This is a genomic window from Streptomyces brevispora, assembly GCF_007829885.1.
Taxonomy (GTDB): domain Bacteria; phylum Actinomycetota; class Actinomycetes; order Streptomycetales; family Streptomycetaceae; genus Streptomyces; species Streptomyces brevispora.
In genome coordinates this window covers 315,632-334,513 of the sequence record NZ_VIWW01000003.1, presented here as the reverse complement: position 1 = coordinate 334,513, position 18,882 = coordinate 315,632, and the positions used below count along the sequence as shown (strand labels likewise).

Sequence of the window (18,882 nt, the reverse complement as noted above, 5' to 3'; positions counted from 1 at the left end):
GTTCGGCCGCCCCGGGCACCCGGCGCAGCCCGTTCCGTTCATGCACCCCGCCCCGTTCACGTACCCCGGTCCGTTCGCACCGCCCGCGTACCCGGTGCAGCCGCTGCCGGCCGTCCGGCCGCTCCAGGCCCTGCGGTCCGTACCGTCCGTGGGCCGCCCCGAGGAGCCGGCGCGTACGGCTCCGGCGGCGGGCGGCGCCTCCCAGGGCCCGCTGCGGGTGGCGGCCGGCGCCGACACCGCACCGCAGCGCAGGAACCACAGCGAGACGCCGCCCGCGTGGGCGGCGGTCGCGGCGAAGATGGCCAGAGACCCGGCCATCCGGTACACGGCGGGCGGCCGGGAATTCCTGCGCTGGATGCAGGCGCACGTCACCGACCCGAACGAGGAGCGGAGCGACCTGGTCGACGCCGTCCCGGCGCACTGGGCCGGTGTCATCGCCCCGATCGCCGAGCGCATCGGCCGCGAGTGGCACCTGCTCGCCGAGCAGCTCAAGGCCAAGCAGGACGTGGCTCCGTGACCTGCCCGGCCAGGGCCGCCCGGCGGGCAGGGCCCGGGGCGGTCTACGCCACGGGGGCCGGCTCCGGCGCCGCGGACGCCACCTTGAGGTGGCCCGCGTCCCGGCGCCCCCCGGCCACCGGCTCGGCCTGCGGGCCGAGGGAGACGCAGCCGGGGTGGGAGACGACCTCGGCCGGCGGGACGAGTTCGGGCAACGCCAGCAGGACCGGCGGATCGGTGGCCCGTACGGGCCGCAGCCGTACTGCGGCGCTCACGATCACGCCGGCGGTGACGGGCACGGTCGCCGGGCCGCGCCCCGCGACGAGGGCGGTCCGCCGGGTGCGGGCCTCGGGCCCGATGCCGTCGGCGGCCGCCACCGCGAGCAGGTGCCACTCCCCCTCGGGAACGTTCTGGAGCACGTAGCAGGACGGCCGGCCGGCCGGTACGTCGACGACGGCCGAGGCGACGGACGGGTGCTGGACCACGGGGGTGCCGAAGGCCCCGAGGAACACGCGCGCGTTGCCGTGGCCGGCCGGGAGACTGATGGTGCCCGCGATCGTGCCGTACCCGGCACGGAGATCGGGCTCGGGTCCCGGCAGCCCGTCCCCGCCGTCCCGCGACAGCCGCCGGTAACGGCTCGGGGAGACCCCGACACCGGACGTGAAGGAGTTGGTGAACGACCCCAGGCTGTTGTAGCCGACCGCGTAGGAGATATCGATGATGCTCATCGAGGTGTGCTTGATGAGCCGCTTGGCCTCGTGAATGCGGATCGCTGCCAGGAATCTCCCGGGAGTGATCCCGGTCTCCTCCTTGAACAGCCGCGCGAAATAGAAGCGGCTGAGCAGAGCACTTTCGGCGATCTCCGTGAGAGTCAGCGGCTCGCCGTAACGCTCCCGAATGCACTCGATCGCCCTTTCTGCTGCGTTGTCCATACGCACCTCACTACGTCTCGATCCAGACAGAAGGATCGCGCGGCGACGTCGCGCACAACTCGAAGAACACTCGTGAGATGTTCACTTGTGCTTTTCCCCCGGAAATGCATGGGCGGAAAAGAATGAGGAAAAGCGGCCGGGGGTGCTTTCTCCCGGACGGGTCCGCGCCCACGTCCTGCGGGACACGTGCACGTACGGGCGCCTGCCGGTGCCGTGGCCGAGAGCCGGATACGGCCGGATGCGAGCCGGTGAAACACGACGGTGCGGGTGGCACGGCCGGCGCCGGGACCGGTCGGGCCGCAGGCCCGGCAGCTCAGGTGAGGGCAACCCGTGGAGCGGCGTGCGCTACCGCCGGGGCGGCCCCAACGCCCCTCACCGGCCGCACCGGGCCGGCACACGGACCTCCCGCACCTCCACCGGACCGACCACTGCGTGGCGGCGTGCCGTCCCCGCCGCAGAAGCCTGTCCTGCATCACCGGATCCCCCTGAAGCGCCCCGGGCGCCGCCCGCCGCGGACCGGCCGGAACCGCCCCCGCCAACCGCCCCCCGCCAACCGCCATCCGCTGTCCGCTGTCCGCTGTCCGCTGTCCGCCAGAACTCGCACACCCGAACACGTCCGCGTCGGCGGGCACCGCCCGCGGCCGGCCCCGGCCCCCCACGGCCAGGAAGCTCAGCCACGGCCCGATCCCGTACACGCACCTGCGCGCGTGTCACGGCTGCGCACCGCCATCGGGCACAGGGGGTGAGGAACCCGCTCCCCCGCCGACACGGCCGGCGGCCTCCGGGACCGGGGAAGGTCACCCTCCGTCCCCGTGGAACATCCTCGGCGATCACCGCGGCAACGTGGAGTCGGGCCCTGCCCGACGTAGAGCACGACACGCGACAACACCCGAACGGAGTAGCGGTGTTCGGAACATCCGGCCCGGCACGGACAAGCGGCCGGAGCTGGACGAACAGCCCCGCGCGGACAGACGGCCCGGCCCGGGACTTCCGGCCGGGGTGTCCCGGCCGGCCTCAGGCCCCTGCTTTCTTCACGAGGGCGCTGATGACCTTTTCGTCGGCCGCGGTCAGCTCCTTCAGTGCATAGGCGGTCGGCCACATCGCGCCCTCGTCGAGGGCCGCCTGGTCGCTGAAGCCGAGCGTGGCGTAGCGCGACTTGAACTTCTCCGCGCTCTGGAAGTGGCAGACGACCTTGCCGTCCCTGGCGTACGCGGGCATCCCGTACCAGAGCTTGGGTGCGAGGCCGGGAGCGGCGGCCCTGACGATCTCGTGGATCCGCTCGGCGAGGACCCGGTCCGATTCCGGCATCTCGGCGATCTTCGCGAGGACGTCCTGCTCCGCCGCGGCCTCCTTCTCCGCCCGGGACGAACCACGCCGCGCCGCCGTCTTCTTCTGGTCGCGTGCGTGATCCTTCATCGCGGCCCGCTCTTCGGCGGTGAATCCGTCGTACTTCTCGGCGGACGTGCCGGAATTCTTGGCGGGTGACTTCGTCGACGGCATAGCAGGTTTCCTCTCGTGCAAAAGAGTGAGACAGGGCGGTTCGGGAGTGCCGGACCGGACGTCAGGACTGTGCGGGGGAAGGCGGCGCGACGGTCTCCCAGGCGAAGCCGTCCGGGTCGGTGAAGGCGTCGACGGTGCCGCCGAGGACGATACGGTGCGAGCCGGTGCCGTCGGCGGGAACACCGAGGTCCTTGGCCAGCGCGCGGGTGCTTGTACAGCGCCAGCTTGACAGGGCTGGACGGACCGGAGGCGAACTCGGCGTACTTGCCGCCGAAGCTCTTGGCCACGGCCAGGCCCCGGTCGACGTAGAACTGCTTGGTCGCCTTCACGTCCTCGACACCGAGCAGCAGGACGAACTCGTCGATCTCACGGGTGGCGGGGCCGGTGTCCTTCTTCGCCGACGTCCGCGATTCTTCCAGATCGTCCCGTCCGGGGCCTGGACCACGCCGCCGTAACCCCACAGCGACTTCGTGGCGGGCTTCAGCACCGTGGCGCCGGCGTCCACGGCGGCGGCGACGAAGCCGTCGACGGTCGCCGGCCCGGACACCGTGAGTGCCAGGGTGAAGCCGCGGAACCCGGTCGAGTGCGCCTCGGACGCCCGCAGGCGAATGTACGTGTTCACGCCGAAGGCGTCGTAGAAGCGGCGGGCGGCCTCGAGGTCGGCCACCTCGAGGGTGACGGACGCGAGAACCGTGTGGACTGCGGTGGAAGCGGTGGTTGCCATGTCCGTCATGCTAGGCGCCGGGCGGTGGCCGGAGCTTCTCGAATCCTGACCGGCCCCGCCACTTGCCTGGCCACGCACGCGGGCATCCCCTCCACCGTGATCGCCGGTCCCGCGTCACCGACCGTGACCGCGTTATCGGCACCGGCAGGGCCGGACGCCGCTTCCGCGGCCTGGCGCCGGAAGGCCCCCGGAGGCATACCGACCAGCTCGGTGAAGCGGGTGGTGAACGTGCCCAGCGACGCGCAGCCGACCGCGAGGCAGACCTCGGTGACGCTGATGTCGCCCCGCCGCAGCAGCGCCGTCGCCCGCTCGATGCGACGCGTCATCAGATACCCGTACGGCGCCTCACCGTAGGCGGCCCGGAACTGCCGCCCGAGGTGCCCGGCGGACATGTGCGCATCACGAGCGAGCGCCTCCACGTTCAGCGGCTGCGCGTACTCCCTGTCGATCCGGTCACGGACCCGGCGCAGCCGCGCGAGATCGTCCAGGCGCTGCGCCTGGACGCGTGCACGCCGCCATTCGGGCTTGCACATGAGAACCCTCCCCCTCGTCGTTCGTCTTCCCATGCCGTCCGCGCCCCCGGGTGCCGGGGGGCGCCCCGCCGAGGCCGGGTGCCCCGACACCCGGGGGCACGGACCGGGCCACCGGACCCGGCCCGGAGTGCCCGGCCCGGAGTGCCCGCCCCGGAGTGACCGGCCCGAAGTGCCCGGCCCGAAGTGCCCGGCCCGGAGTGACCGGTCCGGTGTGGCCGGTCCGGTGTGGCCGGTGCGGTGTGGCCGGTGCGGTGTGCCCGGTGCGGTGTGCCCGGTGCGGTGTGGCCGGTGCGGTGTGCCCGGTGCGGTGTGCCCGGTGCGTCTCATGGGCGGTCGTGACGCCGCCCGCGCGGCCGCACCGCTGCCCGCATGGCTCAGCGCAGTTCCTGGATGCGGACCAGGTTGCCCGCGGGATCGCGGAAGGCGCAGTCGCGGACACCGTAGGGCTGCTCGGTCGGCTCCTGGACGACCTCGCTGTCACCGGCCTGCACCTTCTCGAACGTGGCGTCGAGGTCCGGGGTGGCCAGCAGGATCCACCCGTAGGTGCCCTTGGCCATCATCTCGGTGACGGTACGGCGCTCGTCCTCCGTGACGCCGGGATCGGCGGCGGGCGGTGCCAGAAGGATCGACGTGCCGGGCTGACCGGCCGGACCGACCGTGATCCAGCGCATCCTGCCCTGTCCGACATCGCTGCGGACCTCGAAGCCGAGGACGTCGCGGTAGAAGGCCAGCGAGGCGTCCGGGTCGTCGTGCGGCAGAGCCGTCGTGTGAATGGTGATGTCCATGGAGAGCAGGCTAGACGCGACCGCGTGAACGGTGCTTCTCGATTCCTGCTCGATCCGGACACCTCATGACGTTCACCGGCATGTCACCCGGAACGCACCCGCCCTCCCCGCGGCAGCGCACCCGACACCCCGTCAGCCGCCCGTCAGCCGCCCCGGTGGGAGCGGTGCAGGCTCGGCGCCGGCCCCTCCGCTCCGGCACACCGGCCCTCCCCCGGGCCCGCGCCACGAGCAGCATTCCCCAGGACGGTCCCCGGCGATCCTCAAGCGGGGCCGGAGCACTCCTGTAGGCCGGTGGCGGACCGTGAACGAAACTCCGAGGGAGGAAAAAAATGGGCGATACCGGCACCGCGCCCACGTTCCGGGTGGAGCGCGGGCGGGCCACCGACGCGGAACTGGCCGCGGTCACCGCCGTGCTGTGCTCACTGCTCGCGGGACGCGACGAGGAGAACAGCGACGTACGGCCGCCCCCGGCCCCCCGGTGGGAACCGGAACGGGCCGGCACGGTCTACCACTCCCCGTACAGCTGGCGTTAGCAGCCGGCCCCTCCACCCCGGCTGAATCACGTGCCCGCCACGCCCCACCCGCACACACCGCACCAGCGGTCCCTCTTGCGGTGGAGCGCCGACCGGGCCGCACCCTGAGAGAGGAAGGGACGTGTCGTGACAGGAGTGAACAACCCTCCTCGGGCCTCTGCTGAGACAGCCGGCGCCCACGTGCGGACGGCCGAACCGCATACGGCCCGTGCGCAAACAACTTGTGGCCCCGGCGGGGAACCCGCCAACGCCCACGCGCGGACCGGCGAACTGCACGCGGTCCGTGCACAAGCGATCGGCGGCCCCAGCGAGAAAGCCACCGAGGCGCAGCACGCCAGGGGCAAGCTGACCGCCCGGGAGCGCATCGGACTGCTCCTGGACGAGGGATCGTTCCGCGAGGTGGAACAGTTGCGCCGGCACCGGGCGACCGGCTTCGGACTCGAGGACAAGCGCCCCTACACCGACGGGGTGATCACCGGCTGGGGGACGGTCGAGGGCCGGACGGTCTTCGTCTACGCGCACGACTTCCGGATCTTCGGCGGCGCTCTGGGCGAGGCCCACGCCACGAAGATCCACAAGATCATGGACATGGCCCTCTCGGCCGGTGCCCCGCTGGTCTCCCTGAACGACGGCGCGGGCGCCCGGATCCAGGAGGGCGTCTCCGCGCTCGCCGGCTACGGCGGGATCTTCCGGCGCAACACCCGGGCCTCCGGTGTCATCCCGCAGATCAGCGTGATGCTCGGCCCGTGCGCGGGCGGCGCGGCCTACAGCCCGGCCCTCACCGACTTCGTCTTCATGGTCCGCGAGACCTCGCAGATGTTCATCACCGGACCGGACGTCGTGAAGGCGGTCACCGGCGAGGAGATCACCCAGAACGGCCTCGGCGGCGCCGATGTGCACGCCGAGACCTCCGGCGTCGCGCACTTCGCGTACGACGACGAGGAGACCTGCATCGCCGAGGTCCGCTACCTCCTGTCGATGCTCCCGCAGAACAACCGCGAGTACCCGCCCCGTCTGCCGTGCGCCGACCCGCGGACCCGCCGCTCCCAGGCCCTCCTGGACCTGGTGCCCGCCGACGGCAACCGCCCCTACGACATGCACCAGGTCATCGAGGAAATCCTCGACGACGGCGACTACCTCGAAATCCACGAACGCTGGGCCCGCAACATCATCTGCGCACTCGGCCGCCTCGACGGCCAGGTCGCCGGCATCGTCGCCAACCAGCCACAGGCACTCGCCGGTGTCCTGGACATCGAAGCCTCCGAAAAAGCCGCACGGTTCGTCCAGATGTGCGACGCCTTCAACATCCCGGTCATCACCCTCCTGGACGTTCCCGGCTTCCTCCCCGGCATCGACCAGGAACACCGCGGCATCATCCGCCACGGCGCGAAACTCCTGTACGCCTACTGCAACGCCACCGTGCCCAGAATCTCCCTCATCCTGCGCAAGGCCTACGGTGGCGCCTACATCGTCATGGACTCCCAGTCCATCGGCGCCGACCTCACCTATGCCTGGCCCACCAACGAAATCGCCGTCATGGGTGCCGAGGGCGCCGCCAACATCATCTTCCGCAGACAGATCGCCCACTCCAACGACCCCGAGGCCACCCGCGCCCACCTCATCAAGCAATACAAGACCGAACTCATGCACCCCTACCACGCAGCGGAACACGGCCTCATCGACGACATCATCGACCCCACCCACACCCGCGAAACACTCATCGCCGCCCTCACCATGCTCCACACCAAACACACCGACCCAACCCACCGCAAACACGGCAACCCCCCGCAATAACAGCCCAGCGCACTCCAACCGGAACGGGGGTGTCATGAAATGGGGTGGGAACTTCACCGGAAGGGACACCTGATGACGGTCCGGAGGGTCTGCCGAACGAGTGGTGCGGCGCGGGTTGTCGAGGGTTGCTGCCGGGCTGCGGAGAGCCGGCCGTCGAACGTCGGAGGTGATGCCGTAGGCGTTCAGGGCGGTCTTCCCGCGCATGGTCCGGCGGGCCCGGCCCTTGCCGGTGGGGCCGAGAGACATGATCGCCATGCAGAGGCACTTCAGTGCGGCCTGTTCGCCGGGGAAGCGGCCGCGGGCCTTGACCGCCCGGCGGGTCCTGGCGTTGACGGACGCGAGCGCGTGGGTGGTGCGGACGACGCGGCGGATGTCGGTATCGAAACGCAGGAACGGAATGAACTCCTCCCACGCCCTGGCAACGGTCGCGGAGGGCGCGGTGGACCGCGGGCACGGTGGACCGCGGGCACGGTGGACCGCGGGCACGGTGGACTGGTGCTGACGCGGAGGGTGCAGCCCCGGCCGCCGCGGTCGGGTAACTGATGTGCTGCCAGGCGTCGTCGGGATGCTGTGGACGGCCCGTTTGATGGAGGGGTTCATGCCGGCGGTGATCGAGAAGTGGGCACCGCCCCGGCGGCAGGCGGCGATTACCCCGGCGTTGTAGAACTGCGAGTCGGCCCGCAGGATGCGTATGCCGGTGCAGCCGGCCTCGCGGGCGGTGGCCAGGGCCTCGGCCACGAGTTTCGGGGCGCCTCGGGAGTCTGCTGCTTTGCCGCGGCGCATCCGCACGGTGGCGATCACCGGCCGCGAGGTGGGGTGCGGATCGTGGCGAGGAGGGGGTGCAGGGTGCGGATGCCTTTGCACCGGCCGTACTCGGCGCCCTGCTTGGCCCGTCCGTAGACCCGCTTATGGGTGGAGTCGACATCGATGAACACCGTCTGATCGGCCCCGGGCAGCAGCGGGGTGTGCGCGGCCAGCGCACCCAGGAACCTGCGGTGCACGGCATGGAGCTGGAGAGCATGGCCGTGAGTGAACGCGCGCAGGAACGTGCCCGGCGTGGAGGGTGCCCGGATGCCGCCGAACAGGACCGGCATCGCACCGTGCCGCAGCACGTCGAGGTCGTCGATGCTGTCCGCACCCGCGACCATCCCGGCCACGATGCTGGTGACCTTGGCGTCTGCCGTGGCCCCCGCGCCGTTCTCCGCACCGCCAAGCTTCACCTTCGCAGCCACCAGACGGGCGAGTCCGCACCGCTCGGCCAGCCGCATCACCGGGACCAGCCCGGCATACGCCACGAGATTTTGGTCATCGAACACGGCCGACACCGCCGCAGCGGCATGGGAAGATTGCATCTCGCGGGTGTTCTCTCGCTCTGTGGATGTGGAACCGTAGGAAGTCCCATCGTCCCAGCTCAGAGAGCATCCGCGCCTTCATGTCCAAGCCCTGGACCGGCTATTGCTCGGTGGATCAAGGCTAAGCGCGAGCAGAGGCACGCAGGCAAGTAAGTCATGTTCTGCGGCCTAGTCGGTAGTCCGGTCGGGCGCGAAGGGGCGGCGACGGCGGCGGACGCTGGCTTCGGTGGCGTGTGGGGCGGTGACGGCCCGCTGCCCGGGTTGTCGTCGTCGGAAACGGGACGGCCCTTGCGGGGCTGCCGGACGGCGTGACCGCGGTGGAGCTGGAGGAGAACCTGGGGGTGTCCGGAGGCCGCAACGTCGCTTGGCGGCGGCTGCGTGAGTTCGGTGACGTGGACGTGCTCGTGGACCTGGACGATGACGGGCTGTTGATCGACACAGGCGTGTTGCGGCGGATCGCGGTTGTAGATTCTCGTCTGATCTGTGGGTCAGGGCCCGCACGACCTGGGCAGCGCGGCGGCTGCACTCATGGCACTTCTACGGCCTTCGGGAACATCAGGGTCTCGGCGACGGTCGATGAGATCGATTTTGGGCATGGGAGTCTCGGTGTCCGAAAGCTCAACACCGATTCGGTGGCAAGTGCGGAACGCGTCATCGCCGATACGATCATCACCGTCCGTAGCCTGCTCCGCAGGGCGTGGACGACCCACCGCTGGGACAACCGTCCGAACCGCCGCCCATGAGCGAGTGCCGATCTACGCAGCGTCCGAGTGCGGCAGTTTGGGCATCTTGATGCCGACATGATCGGTATGTATGTCTGCCGAGCACGGCCGCCACCGCCCCGGTGGACGTGTGCAGCACGCCATCACGGCAGTAGAGAATATTTCCCCTATATGGGTGATGATCGGTATATGGGTGACGATCGGTGTGGGTGGTGCGGAGCTCCACTGCCGGAGTCGGCAGGCCCGGGTCGGCGGTATTGCCATCAGGCGCATCGGCAGGCGGCCTGGCGAGCCAGGCGTCGCTGGCAGGCGGCGGCGAAGGCGCGGCAGGCGCTGGTGTTCGCGGAAGCGGATCTTCTGACGCAGGTGCAGGCCGCAACCCAGCAGGCGAGCGACTCGCGCCCGCGGCGAGGAGCGGAGGGCTGCCATGTTGCCGCCGTGGCGGAGGTGCCCGGGCTGGCCGGGCAGCTGGTGCGCTGTGCGGTGTTGGCGGACCGGCGAGCCGGGGCGAGCTGGGCGCAGATCGGTGCCGGCCTGGGCATCAGCGCGGAGGCGGCCAGATGCCGCTTCGGTCGCCTGGAGGGATCTCTGCCCGGTGCCGCTCGGGAGGGTGAGAGCATGAGGGACCTTGCCGGCTTCGGCACGAGCACAGGCTCGGGCACGCATCCACTCGACGCCGCTTTGGACCAGTTCATGCGGGAGACAGATGCTTCCGGGGGCATGGTATACCTGCTGCCGCCGGGCGAGCGGGTGCTGCGGCTGGCGGTGCTGAGGGGGGTCCCCCGGCAGATCGCCGCGCACACGTCCACACGGTCAGGAATGCAATCGCCGCTCGGGCTGCGGCGGCGACCGCGCCGGGAGTGGGCCGGGTCGGGAGTCACCTGGGGTAACCCCTTTTGAACAGAGCACCCGGCCACTGAGCGGACCACGTGGCTGAGCTGGTGAAACCGCGAAACGCCGCGGACTCGGTGGAGAGGAGCACACGATGAAAGCCGTCGTTTACAAGGAACCGTTCAAGGTCGCCGTCGAAGAGGTCGACGACCCCCGCATCCAGGACCCCACCGACGCCCTGGTCCGGGTCACCACGACCGCGATCTGCGGCTCCGACCTGCACATGTACGAGGGCCGCACCGCCGCGGAGGCCGGGATCGTTTTCGGGCACGAGAACATGGGGATCGTCGAGGAGGCCGGCCAGGGCGTTGCCAGCGTCAAGCCGGGTGATCGGGTGAGCATGCCGTTCAACGTCGCCTGCGGCTTCTGCAGGAACTGCCTGGCCGGCCGTACCGCCTTCTGCCTGACCGTCAACCCCGGCTTCGCTGGGGGTGCCTACGGCTATGTGGCCATGGGCCCGTACACCGGCGGGCAGGCGGAGTACCTGCGAGTGCCGTTCGCCGACTTCAACTGCCTGCAGCTGCCGCCCGGCACCGAGCACGAGGACGACTTCGCGATGCTCGCCGACATCTTCCCCACCGGGTACCACGCCACCGAGCTGGCCCAGGTCAGCCCGGGCGACACGGTAGTGGTGTCCGGCGCTGGTCCGGTGGGGCTGATGGCCGCCTACTCGGCACTGTTGCGGGGAGCATCGAAGGTGTTCAGCGTCGACAAGGTGCCGAGCCGCCTAGCGCTGGCCGAGCAGATCGGCGCCATCCCCGTTGATTACAGCAAGGTCGACGCCGTCGAGCAGATCACCGAGCAGACCAACGGGAACGGTGCCGACAAGGGCATCGATGCCGTTGGCTACCAGGCCACCGTGCAGGAGGGCGAGGAGCAGCCGGCGATCGTGCTCAACAGCCTCGTTCAGACCGTCCGGGCCACCGGCATGCTCGGCGTAGTCGGCCTGTACGTACCCTCCGACCCCGGCGCGCCGAACGAGGACGCCGCGCACGGCCGGCTGCTGTTCAACATCGGCAAGTTCTGGGAGAAGGGACTGCAGATGGCCACCGGCCAGGCCAACGTCAAGGCCTACAACCAGCAGCTGCGCGACCTCATCATCGCCGGCCGGGCCAAGCCGAGCTTCGTCGTCTCCAAGCGGCTGCCACTGGAGAAGGCCCCGGACGCCTACCAACGATTCGACAAGCGTGAGGACGGCTACTCGAAGGTCGTCCTCGAGCCCCACCCAAAGGCCGCCTGATCCGATGTAGCCGGCCGGTGCACGGCCAACACCCCTGACGCTGGGCGTGCACCCCCGGCGCGCTCGAGCTATCGGGGTGAGCATGCATGACCGCGGAGCTGTGGCGGCGGTCGGCCGCGGAGGCGATCGGCACCGCGCTACTGGTGATCTTCGGGGCGGGCTCGTTCGTAGCCGCCTTGGTGGTGGGCAAGGGCCAGCTGGGCTACGCCGCGATAGAGATCATCGGTTTCTCGTTCGCTTTCGTCATCGCCGCTGCCGTCTACGTGTTCGGCCCCATCTCCGGGGCGCGGTCCGGTGATCGGCGCCGTCGTCGCCGTCGCGGCCTATGTGTTCGTTGCGCACCCTCAAACGTCCACACCGCCGCCCGGACGAACACCCGAAGCCGAATAACACCCCGGCATGACTTTCAGCACATGCTGCACTCCAGGAAGCCCGTGCGCCCCAACAAGATCGGTCGCCGAACCAGATGGCTAACAGAAGGCGTGGAGGGCATCACGTTTCCCTGGGAGGCAGCACGGAGAGCACGCGTACGATGTGATCGCGAAATTCCTCCATGAAGCGCCGCAGGAATTCTTCCGTGTCGCTATTGGTGACCTGGCCATCTTCCGTGAACACCTCCGGTCTGAATCTGATGTAGGCCTCGGGCGCGTTCATTTGCGGAGAGTTGCAGTAGCTGAGGACGCTGCGAAGGCTCTGCTGGGCGATGGCTGTCCCGATGGCGCCGGGGGAGGCTCCGATCACCGCGGACGGTTTGTGCGTGAATGAATTGTCGCCCCAGGGACGGCTGGCCCAGTCGATGGCGTTCTTCAGGGCGCCGGGGATTGATCGATTGTATTCCGGGGTAACGAACAGAATGGCGTCGACGGAAATGATGGAAGACTTGAGTTTCCTGCCCTCGACAGGAAAGTCACTGTCGTAGTCGTAGCTGTAGAGCGGAAGGTCCTTGATCGGAATCTCATCGAACTCCAAGTCTGGTGGGGCCAGCCGGATCAAGGCTTGGGAGAGCGTTCGGTTGATGGAGTGAGTCGCCAGGCTTCCTACTATGTAGCCGACCTTGTACTTGGTCATCCGTCCTCGATTCCGCTGCGCGCACCTTGCTTTGGCCCGCTTCTCTTCCGGAAAGCGGGCGAACTTCTTCCAAGTGCACGAAACCACGGCCGCTGGTGATCCGCTTGCCGGCTGATCCAACCGGAGGAGCACGCGTCATGCGCCCTTCGGTCGGACCACGAGCTCGGCGAGAACCGGCGTCGGCCGTGCTGCGGGCGGCCCGGCTCATGCGGGGCCGCGTCGTCCTGCTCGGTGAGGGCTGCCAGTGCGCGCGTCATGGTGCCGCCCGGCCTGGGTTTCGCTGTGCCCCTGCGTGAGTGCTTCGCCGACCACAAGGCCGATGGCGAGGGCGGCGACGATCGTGACCAGCTTCAGCAGGTCCTGGAACCCTCGACATAGCCGCCGACCAAAGTGGTCAGGCCGCGCATGCCGAGCGAGCCGACGGCGAGCGTGAAGAAGCCGGGCAGGATCAGGATCAGCCGGGGTGGACGGCGCGGCCCGCGCGCGATCAGCGTAGCCGCGGCGGCGAAGGTGCTGCCCGTCTCCCCGGCGAACTTCGTGAGCGCCGACTGCACGCCGACGGTGACGTAGACGAGCAGGAGCAGCGGCCAGAAGAAGCGCAGGGGGGGTCGCGAAGGCGAGCAGGGTGCCCGCTGTGAAGACGATCCAGGCCAGGAACAGCGCCCACCGGGGTAGGTCGGAGTGGGCGGCGACGTCGAAGAGGGCGTGGGGGGAGGAGCCGGTGAACAGGACGCCGAGCAGGACGCCGACGTACAGCTGGACCAGTAGGAAGACGGAGTAGACGAGCCGTAGCGCACCGGTGGTGATCAGGCCGGCGGCCAGCTCGGCGGTCGCCGCGCTCAGGTAGTCCCCGGGGACGAAGTAGAACAGCGCAGGGAGCATCAGCAGGACGGGACCGCCGTGCGCAGGATTGTCGGCGAACAGTTCGATCGTGACGACAGAGACCGCCGTTGACACCGTGAGCGGAAGGAACCGGTGCAGCCGCAGCACGCGGTCGGCGGTGACCGCGAGAGCCGCGGCGAGCGCGCCCAGCACGGCCGTGGTGGCGATCTCGTACCAGGTGGGCTGCATCAACGGTGCGAAACCCAGCGCGAACAGCACGATGCCGAGGAACTTCAGCCACCACGGGTACGGCACCGGCGCCGCCTCGATGACGAGGACCGACACCACATGGAAGACAAGCAGGGGTCGCCGGTAGGGGTCATACCGGGTTCGGCAGGTCCATCAACGCGAGTTCGGCCGGGTCGACCACGGCGGTGATCTCGGTGATGCGGCCGTCGGTGACGGTGAAGGCGAGGACGGAGAGCGGGGTGCCGTCTTCGCTCCAGGAGATGATGCCGGGGCGGCCGTTGACGGTCGCCGCATGTCCTCGTGCCGCGCTGGCGGCCACTCGTGCGCGGGTGGCGACTTCGGTGGCTCCGAGTGTGACGAACGTGCCGTTCGGGGTGTGGACGGTGAACTTCACTTCGGGGTGGAGAACCTGCAGCAGCTGCTCGAACCGGCCCTCACCGGCCGCGGCCAGGAAGGCTTGGACCACCTCGCGTTGCTGACGCCCGGCGCCCGCCGGTTGCCGGGCGGTCTGTACTTTCCTGCGGGCGCGGCTGGTGAGCATTTTGGTCGCGTCGGCGGACTTGCCGAGAATCGCGCCGATCTCCCCGTGGGGCACGGCGAACACGTCGTGCAGCACGAACGCCAGTCGTTCGTCCGGGCGCAGCGAGTCGAGGACCGTGAGAAGCGCGAGGCCGACGGAGTCCCCGAGTGCCACGAGCTCTTCCGGAGCAGGAGCGTCGTCGAGCGTCACGGTGAACTCGGGCAGCTGGGTGTCGAAGGAGAGCTCCGGCCGGACCCCGCGTGAGCGCAGGACATCGAGGCTGATGCGTCCGACCACGGTGGTCAGCCAGCCGCCGAGGTTGTTGATGGTGTCGGTGTCCTGGCGGGCGAGACGTAACCACGCCTCTTGGACCGCGTCCTCCGCGTCGGCGTGTGATCCGAGCACGCGGTAGGCGACGGCTCGGAGCCGGTCACGGTGGGCCTCGAAGGCGTCACCGATCGGATCCGTGGGCTGGGTGCCTGGCATGGTGTTACCTCTCTGGAAGCTGCTCCGTCATAGGGGTGACGGGCGAAAGCCCCGCAACGTATCCCGATGAAGGAGTGCACTCTCACATGGAAAACCGGCTCAAGAACAAGAACACGAAAAACGCCGATGTGTGGACCGCGGTCCAGCACCTCCACAAGGCGATTGCCGCCGGGGGCGTCGACCCGAAGCTGCTTGCGCTGGTCCACCTTCGCGTCAGCCAGATCAACAGCTGCTCGGCGTGCATCTACGCCAGTGTCACCGGGGCGAAGAAGGCTGGTGAAACCGACGAGCGGCTGCACAACGTGGCGGCGTGGCGTGAGGCGCCGTTCTACACCGACGCGGAGCGCGCGGCACTGGCGCTGGCCGAGGGAGCCACCCGGCTGCAGGACGGTGCGCAGGGCGTCACCGACGAGATCTGGGAAGAGGTCAACGCTCATTTCACCGAGGAGCAGATCCATGCGATCAACCTGGAGATCGCGCTGACCAACTTCTTCAACCGGATCAACCGCACCGTCAAGGAGCCGGCCGGCCAGACCTGGGGCTGAGACCAGCGCGGCTCTTGCCCACTGACCGGGCCGTGGTCACCGAGCCCGTCGGAAGACCGGCCCCCACCTCCTCACCACCCGGCGGCAGCCGGTCCGCCCCCGGGAGTACGCGGCAGGGACAGGGCGGCCCGCGCAGTCACGCCCAGGCCGGGATCGGGATCGAGATCGGAGTCGCGGTCGGGATCGGGATCGGGATCGCGGTCGGGATCGGGATCGGGATCGCGGTCAGGATCGGGATCGCGGTCAGGATCGGGATCGCGGTCGCGGTCGGGGTCGGGGGCGGGGTCGGGGTCGGGGGCGGGGTCGGGGTCGGGGGCGGGGTCGGGGTCGGGGTCGGGGTCGGGGTCGGGGCGAGTGTTCATGTCCAGCTCGAAACGGCCACAGGGATTCACGTGCGTCCAGCACAGTGGAGCCAGTGCGCGCCGGTCCGCTTCGGTGAGGATGCCGGCCCGCTTCGGGTCTGCGAGGACCTGCTGCTGCATCAGCAGCGTGTTGACGTGGACCAAGGGCGGGCCCGAGCAGGCGGAGCGCGAGCATGGACACCTCCTGGAACTCCTTGTCCGCCCCGGCCAGGTCGCCGCTTGCCGTAGAAGAGGTCCTTGCCCGCCGAATTCCAGCTTCTCCACGACCTGCGGCCCCTCGTGGATCTCGCGCCGCATCTCCACACCGGCGACGCAGGCGCACACGAAGACGGTACGCACCGCCCGCCCACGTTCTCCGATCGCCTGGTAAGTGGGGGGTGCTTGGGGCCGCCCAGGATGAAGCGGCGCAGAACCTGCCCGGCCCCCGAGGTGCCCGGGCGCGGGGCGGTGGTGTACTTCACGATCTGGTCGTACGGCCGGACGGTCAGATCCCAGTCGTTCGCGTCGGTGGAGAGCACCAGCGCGAGGTCCGGCCACTTCCCGTCCTGCCCGGCCACCGGCCGGTACAGCTTCGCGGAGCCGATGTTCTTCAGCCCCGGCACCAGCGTGAAGCCAAGCACATGAGCGAAGGCGACGGCGACGGCGACGGCAACAATGGAGGCGCCGTGGGTGTCGGTGTACTGCCGGTCCACTTCCATACCGGTGCGGTGCCACGGCACACCCTCGATCCCGAGGCGGCCCCGGAGGCCGGACAGGACTTGAGCCGGGAGTTGGTAGATGCAGACGGGATGTCCGCTCGACGTACCGGTAGATCATCGCGCCGGGGCTCCGGTAGCGCTGATGCCACTCGGTCATCAGGTTCCTGGACCAGGCGCCGAACGTGCCGCTTCCGGACGCACATGCGGTGCCGGTGCCCCACCACATCGCATCCCGGGCAGCGAGCATGGCGTTCACCAGCTCCCGCAGGACCGCGCGCAGTCGGCACGGTTCACCAACAGGTGCCGCACCCGCCACAGCGTCGCCTCGCTCCCGCCGTGCCTACCGGTCACCGCGACCCGCCTGATGCCCATGCCGGTGCCCAGCCCGGACAACACCAGGAGCAGGCGGCGCCACAGCGCCTCCCTGGACAGGTTCTCTGTTCTCCCTGGTGGCCACCGAGGTGAACGCGGCGATGAACCAGGTGCCGCACTCCGCTACTTCAGGATGTCCAGCAGGCCGCTGGTACCCCAACGCGGCGTTCGATCCCGCCCCTGACGGCCACCAAGGACTCCGGCTCCTCCTGCCTCGCCGCGCGGGGAGAGCCTGATCCACGGCTCGCCGTGCTTCTTGACGATCGCCGCTCCGCCCCTCGTGCCCTGCGCCAGTGCGATCTCGAAGTGGGCCAATGAAGTACGGAGTTCGTCCCGCACGGCAGCGACGAACTCGCCGGAGTCCTGCGGCCGGCCCAGGGCGGCGTCACACACGTCCCGGTTGCCTTCGACGCCCGCGGGCAGGTCATCCTCCGGGTTGCGCCACCAGTTCACCCCCCACCACCCAGGTCTCCCGCCGGCGCACCACGTCTCAGTGGACGTTAAGTCCGATCTTTCTCGGTTCGTGATCGCTCGATCGTATGACTGATCGCCACGCGGGATGGGCGTTGGGCATGGACATGCTGGGATACAGGGCATGGACAGAGAGCCGTACCCGAGTGACTTATCGGACGAGCAGTGGTCGTTGATCGAGCCGGTGATCACGGGCTGGAAGCAGGACCGGGTGGCGCGGTCGGCGACCGGGGATCCGGGATCCTGTGACCTCCGGGAGGTCGTGAACGCGATCTTCTACCAGAACCGGACGGGCTGTCAGTGGCGCTATCTGCCGCACGATCTGCCGTCCTGGTCAGCGGTGTTCTACTACTTCACCCTGTGGCGCGAGGACGGCCTGGACCAGCGGATCCAGGAACTCCTGCGCTGCCAGGTGCGGGAGAAGGCCCGCCGATTAGAGGACCCGTCCCTCGTGATCATCGACACCCAGTCCGTGCGTGCGGCAGCCGGTGTCCCGAGGACCACGACTGGACTTGACGTCAACAAGAAGGTGTCCGGGCGCAAGCGCGGGCTGGCCGTGGACGTTCTGGGCCTGGTCATCGGCGTAGTCGTCCTGCCGGCCTCCGCCCACGACAACGCCGCCGGCACCGCCCTGCTCGACCAGGCCGCCGAACGCTGCGGGAACCGTCTGGAGAAGGCCCTGGTGGACCAGGGCTTCAAGGACGAAGTGGTGATCCACGGCGTGCTGCAGGACATCGACGTCGAGATCGTCCGCCGCAACCCGGACGACAAGGGCAAGGGCTTCGTCCCGCAGCCCAAGCGCTGGATCGTGGAGCAGGTCAACGGGACCCTGCTGCTGCACCGGCGCCTGACCCGCGAGTACGACCACCGCCCCGACACCTCCGCCTCACGCGTCTACTGGGCCTCCACCTCGAACATGGCCCGCCGCCTGACCACACCGAGCCCTGCCTGGCGCGACGACCTCGGGCTCGCCGCGTGAACGTCACCGAACTCCTCGCCGGCCTCCAGGCCCAGCACGAGGCGGCCACCGCCCGCGCCGGTGAACTCCAGGGGCAGATCGAACACCTCACCGCCGCCCTGGCCGAGACCGCGGCCCGACTCGCGGAGCTGGACATCGCCCGGAAGGTCATCGGGCAAACCGCACCGGCAGTAACCGAACCCGACCCACCCCAGACCGAGATGAGCACCGCCTACCAAGCCATCGTGAACGCCTTCAACCAACACCCCGTCCAGGCATTCCGCGCCCGTGAACTGCACGAACTCCTCGACATGCCCACCGACGAGGCATCCGTCAACATCACCCGAAGCCGCCTCGCACGCCTCCTCCGCCAAGGCTTCCTCACCCAACCCGGACGAGGCCGCTACCAGAAACGGACTTAACGTCCACTCACAGCGCGACCCACACGCACAGCTCGCACGGAATGCGCTCGACCCGCCCCACGCTCGTCCACTACCGCCGCCCGCCACTGCTCGGGCACCACCCCCGCGAGCGGCACCGTCTCCGCGGGACCGAAGCACGCCCCCTCCTTCAACAGCCGCTTCAGATACCGCTTAAGCAGATCGATCGCGTCCATCACCGGCCGGTAGACGGTGCTGCTGCACGTCAGCCCCAGCGCGCCCAGCAAAAAAAGGGGGGAGAGCACCCGCCACCGGTGTACCGCGCACAAGGAGCACAGCACGGTGCGGACCGGGCCTGGTAGCGGGCCTCGTTCGCCGCCGCCTCCGCGGCCAGGGCCTTCAGCGTCCTCTCCCCGCCGACCACGGAGCAGCTCACCCACCGCACCGCAC

The 18,882-nt window shown here is 69.5% G+C and carries 16 protein-coding genes and 8 pseudogenes; 10 read left to right on the top strand and 14 right to left on the bottom strand.

Annotation, left to right across the window (positions count from 1 at the left end; all coding sequences use genetic code 11):
• Nucleotides 1–517: pseudogene (locus FHX80_RS34550) on the top strand (hypothetical protein); the annotation flags it as partial.
• 43 nt (nucleotides 518–560) lie between these two features.
• Here the strand turns inward: FHX80_RS34550 and FHX80_RS34545 are convergent.
• The 5 genes and pseudogenes from FHX80_RS34545 to FHX80_RS34525 all read right to left on the bottom strand — a co-directional run bounded on the left by FHX80_RS34545 (nucleotide 561) and on the right by FHX80_RS34525 (nucleotide 4,969).
• Nucleotides 561–1,427: a helix-turn-helix domain-containing protein gene (locus FHX80_RS34545; protein WP_145767927.1), complete on the bottom strand. Its 867-nt coding sequence runs from the start codon at nucleotides 1,425–1,427 to the stop codon at nucleotides 561–563.
• 1,014 nt (nucleotides 1,428–2,441) lie between these two features.
• Nucleotides 2,442–2,927 (bottom strand): iron chaperone, encoded by a 486-nt coding sequence (locus tag FHX80_RS34540; RefSeq protein ID WP_145767926.1) that lies wholly within the window; start codon nucleotides 2,925–2,927, stop codon nucleotides 2,442–2,444.
• 61 nt (nucleotides 2,928–2,988) lie between these two features.
• Nucleotides 2,989–3,660: pseudogene (locus FHX80_RS34535) on the bottom strand (glyoxalase).
• Nucleotides 3,657–4,184 carry a helix-turn-helix transcriptional regulator gene (locus FHX80_RS34530; RefSeq protein WP_145767924.1) on the bottom strand — a complete coding sequence of 176 codons (528 nt, stop codon included), beginning with the start codon at nucleotides 4,182–4,184 and terminating at the stop codon, nucleotides 3,657–3,659. The pseudogene FHX80_RS34535 and the gene FHX80_RS34530 overlap by 4 nt, the downstream one beginning before the upstream one ends.
• 374 nt (nucleotides 4,185–4,558) lie before the next feature.
• The gene (locus FHX80_RS34525) at nucleotides 4,559–4,969 is read right to left on the bottom strand and encodes a VOC family protein (protein WP_145767923.1); all 411 of its coding nucleotides are present in this window, start codon (nucleotides 4,967–4,969) and stop codon (nucleotides 4,559–4,561) included.
• Between the two features lie 329 nt (nucleotides 4,970–5,298).
• Here FHX80_RS34525 and FHX80_RS34520 point away from each other — a divergent pair, with 329 nt between their 5' ends.
• Together FHX80_RS34520 and FHX80_RS34515 are read left to right on the top strand one after the other, a co-directional pair.
• Nucleotides 5,299–5,502, top strand: coding sequence for an acyl-CoA carboxylase subunit epsilon (locus FHX80_RS34520; protein WP_145767922.1), 204 nt, complete (start codon nucleotides 5,299–5,301; stop codon nucleotides 5,500–5,502).
• A gap of 270 nt (nucleotides 5,503–5,772) precedes the next feature.
• On the top strand, nucleotides 5,773–7,296 hold the full coding sequence (locus tag FHX80_RS34515) for an acyl-CoA carboxylase subunit beta (RefSeq protein ID WP_411977561.1): 1,524 nt from the start codon (nucleotides 5,773–5,775) through the stop codon (nucleotides 7,294–7,296).
• A gap of 131 nt (nucleotides 7,297–7,427) precedes the next feature.
• Here the strand turns inward: FHX80_RS34515 and FHX80_RS34510 are convergent.
• Nucleotides 7,428–7,710 (bottom strand): annotated as a pseudogene (locus FHX80_RS34510) (transposase); the annotation flags it as partial.
• Nucleotides 7,711–8,093: 383 nt separating this feature from the next.
• Nucleotides 8,094–8,612, bottom strand: coding sequence for a transposase (locus FHX80_RS34505; RefSeq protein WP_167523828.1), 519 nt, complete (start codon nucleotides 8,610–8,612; stop codon nucleotides 8,094–8,096).
• Nucleotides 8,613–8,896: 284 nt separating this feature from the next.
• On the opposite strand from FHX80_RS34505, the pseudogene FHX80_RS34500 reads away from it, so the two are divergent.
• The 4 genes and pseudogenes from FHX80_RS34500 to FHX80_RS36965 form a co-directional block, all read left to right on the top strand.
• Nucleotides 8,897–9,109: pseudogene (locus FHX80_RS34500) on the top strand (glycosyltransferase family 2 protein); the annotation flags it as partial.
• A gap of 192 nt (nucleotides 9,110–9,301) precedes the next feature.
• Nucleotides 9,302–9,391: pseudogene (locus FHX80_RS34495) on the top strand (IS5/IS1182 family transposase); the annotation flags it as partial.
• Between the two features lie 964 nt (nucleotides 9,392–10,355).
• Entirely contained in the window at nucleotides 10,356–11,501 is a 1,146-nt protein-coding gene (locus FHX80_RS34490) for a glutathione-independent formaldehyde dehydrogenase (RefSeq protein WP_145768390.1), read from the top strand.
• Between the two features lie 86 nt (nucleotides 11,502–11,587).
• Nucleotides 11,588–12,058, top strand: coding sequence for an aquaporin (locus FHX80_RS36965; protein ID WP_145768389.1), 471 nt, complete (start codon nucleotides 11,588–11,590; stop codon nucleotides 12,056–12,058).
• On the opposite strand, the gene FHX80_RS34480 is transcribed toward FHX80_RS36965, so the two are convergent.
• The 3 genes from FHX80_RS34480 to FHX80_RS34470 all read right to left on the bottom strand — a co-directional run bounded on the left by FHX80_RS34480 (nucleotide 11,994) and on the right by FHX80_RS34470 (nucleotide 14,646).
• On the bottom strand, nucleotides 11,994–12,569 hold the full coding sequence (locus FHX80_RS34480) for an NADPH-dependent FMN reductase (protein WP_145768388.1): 576 nt from the start codon (nucleotides 12,567–12,569) through the stop codon (nucleotides 11,994–11,996). The genes FHX80_RS36965 and FHX80_RS34480 overlap by 65 nt on opposite strands.
• 204 nt (nucleotides 12,570–12,773) lie before the next feature.
• Nucleotides 12,774–13,736, bottom strand: coding sequence for a threonine/serine exporter family protein (locus tag FHX80_RS34475; RefSeq protein WP_244318778.1), 963 nt, complete (start codon nucleotides 13,734–13,736; stop codon nucleotides 12,774–12,776).
• A gap of 34 nt (nucleotides 13,737–13,770) precedes the next feature.
• Nucleotides 13,771–14,646, bottom strand: a complete 876-nt coding sequence (locus FHX80_RS34470; RefSeq protein WP_145768387.1) for a sigma-70 family RNA polymerase sigma factor — start codon at nucleotides 14,644–14,646, stop codon at nucleotides 13,771–13,773.
• Between the two features lie 86 nt (nucleotides 14,647–14,732).
• Between FHX80_RS34470 and FHX80_RS34465 the strand changes: the two genes are divergently transcribed.
• Nucleotides 14,733–15,191, top strand: coding sequence for a carboxymuconolactone decarboxylase family protein (locus tag FHX80_RS34465; protein WP_145768386.1), 459 nt, complete (start codon nucleotides 14,733–14,735; stop codon nucleotides 15,189–15,191).
• Between the two features lie 71 nt (nucleotides 15,192–15,262).
• On the opposite strand, the pseudogene FHX80_RS36505 reads toward FHX80_RS34465, so the two are convergent.
• The 4 genes and pseudogenes from FHX80_RS36505 to FHX80_RS34445 form a co-directional block, all read right to left on the bottom strand.
• Nucleotides 15,263–15,925: pseudogene (locus tag FHX80_RS36505) on the bottom strand (Tn3 family transposase); the annotation flags it as partial.
• A gap of 74 nt (nucleotides 15,926–15,999) precedes the next feature.
• Nucleotides 16,000–16,251, bottom strand: a pseudogene (locus tag FHX80_RS36960) (Tn3 family transposase); the annotation flags it as partial.
• Between the two features lie 100 nt (nucleotides 16,252–16,351).
• Nucleotides 16,352–16,567 (bottom strand): annotated as a pseudogene (locus tag FHX80_RS36955) (Tn3 family transposase); the annotation flags it as partial.
• A gap of 179 nt (nucleotides 16,568–16,746) precedes the next feature.
• Entirely contained in the window at nucleotides 16,747–17,076 is a 330-nt protein-coding gene (locus tag FHX80_RS34445) for a hypothetical protein (RefSeq protein WP_145768384.1), read from the bottom strand.
• A 142-nt stretch (nucleotides 17,077–17,218) separates the two neighbouring features.
• Here FHX80_RS34445 and FHX80_RS34440 point away from each other — a divergent pair, with 142 nt between their 5' ends.
• Both FHX80_RS34440 and FHX80_RS34435 read left to right on the top strand, forming a co-directional pair.
• Nucleotides 17,219–18,073, top strand: coding sequence for an IS5 family transposase (locus FHX80_RS34440; protein WP_145768383.1), 855 nt, complete (start codon nucleotides 17,219–17,221; stop codon nucleotides 18,071–18,073).
• Nucleotides 18,070–18,474 (top strand): hypothetical protein, encoded by a 405-nt coding sequence (locus FHX80_RS34435; protein WP_208764875.1) that lies wholly within the window; start codon nucleotides 18,070–18,072, stop codon nucleotides 18,472–18,474. Before FHX80_RS34440 ends, FHX80_RS34435 begins: the two co-directional genes overlap by 4 nt.
• Nucleotides 18,475–18,882 lie beyond the last annotated feature (408 nt).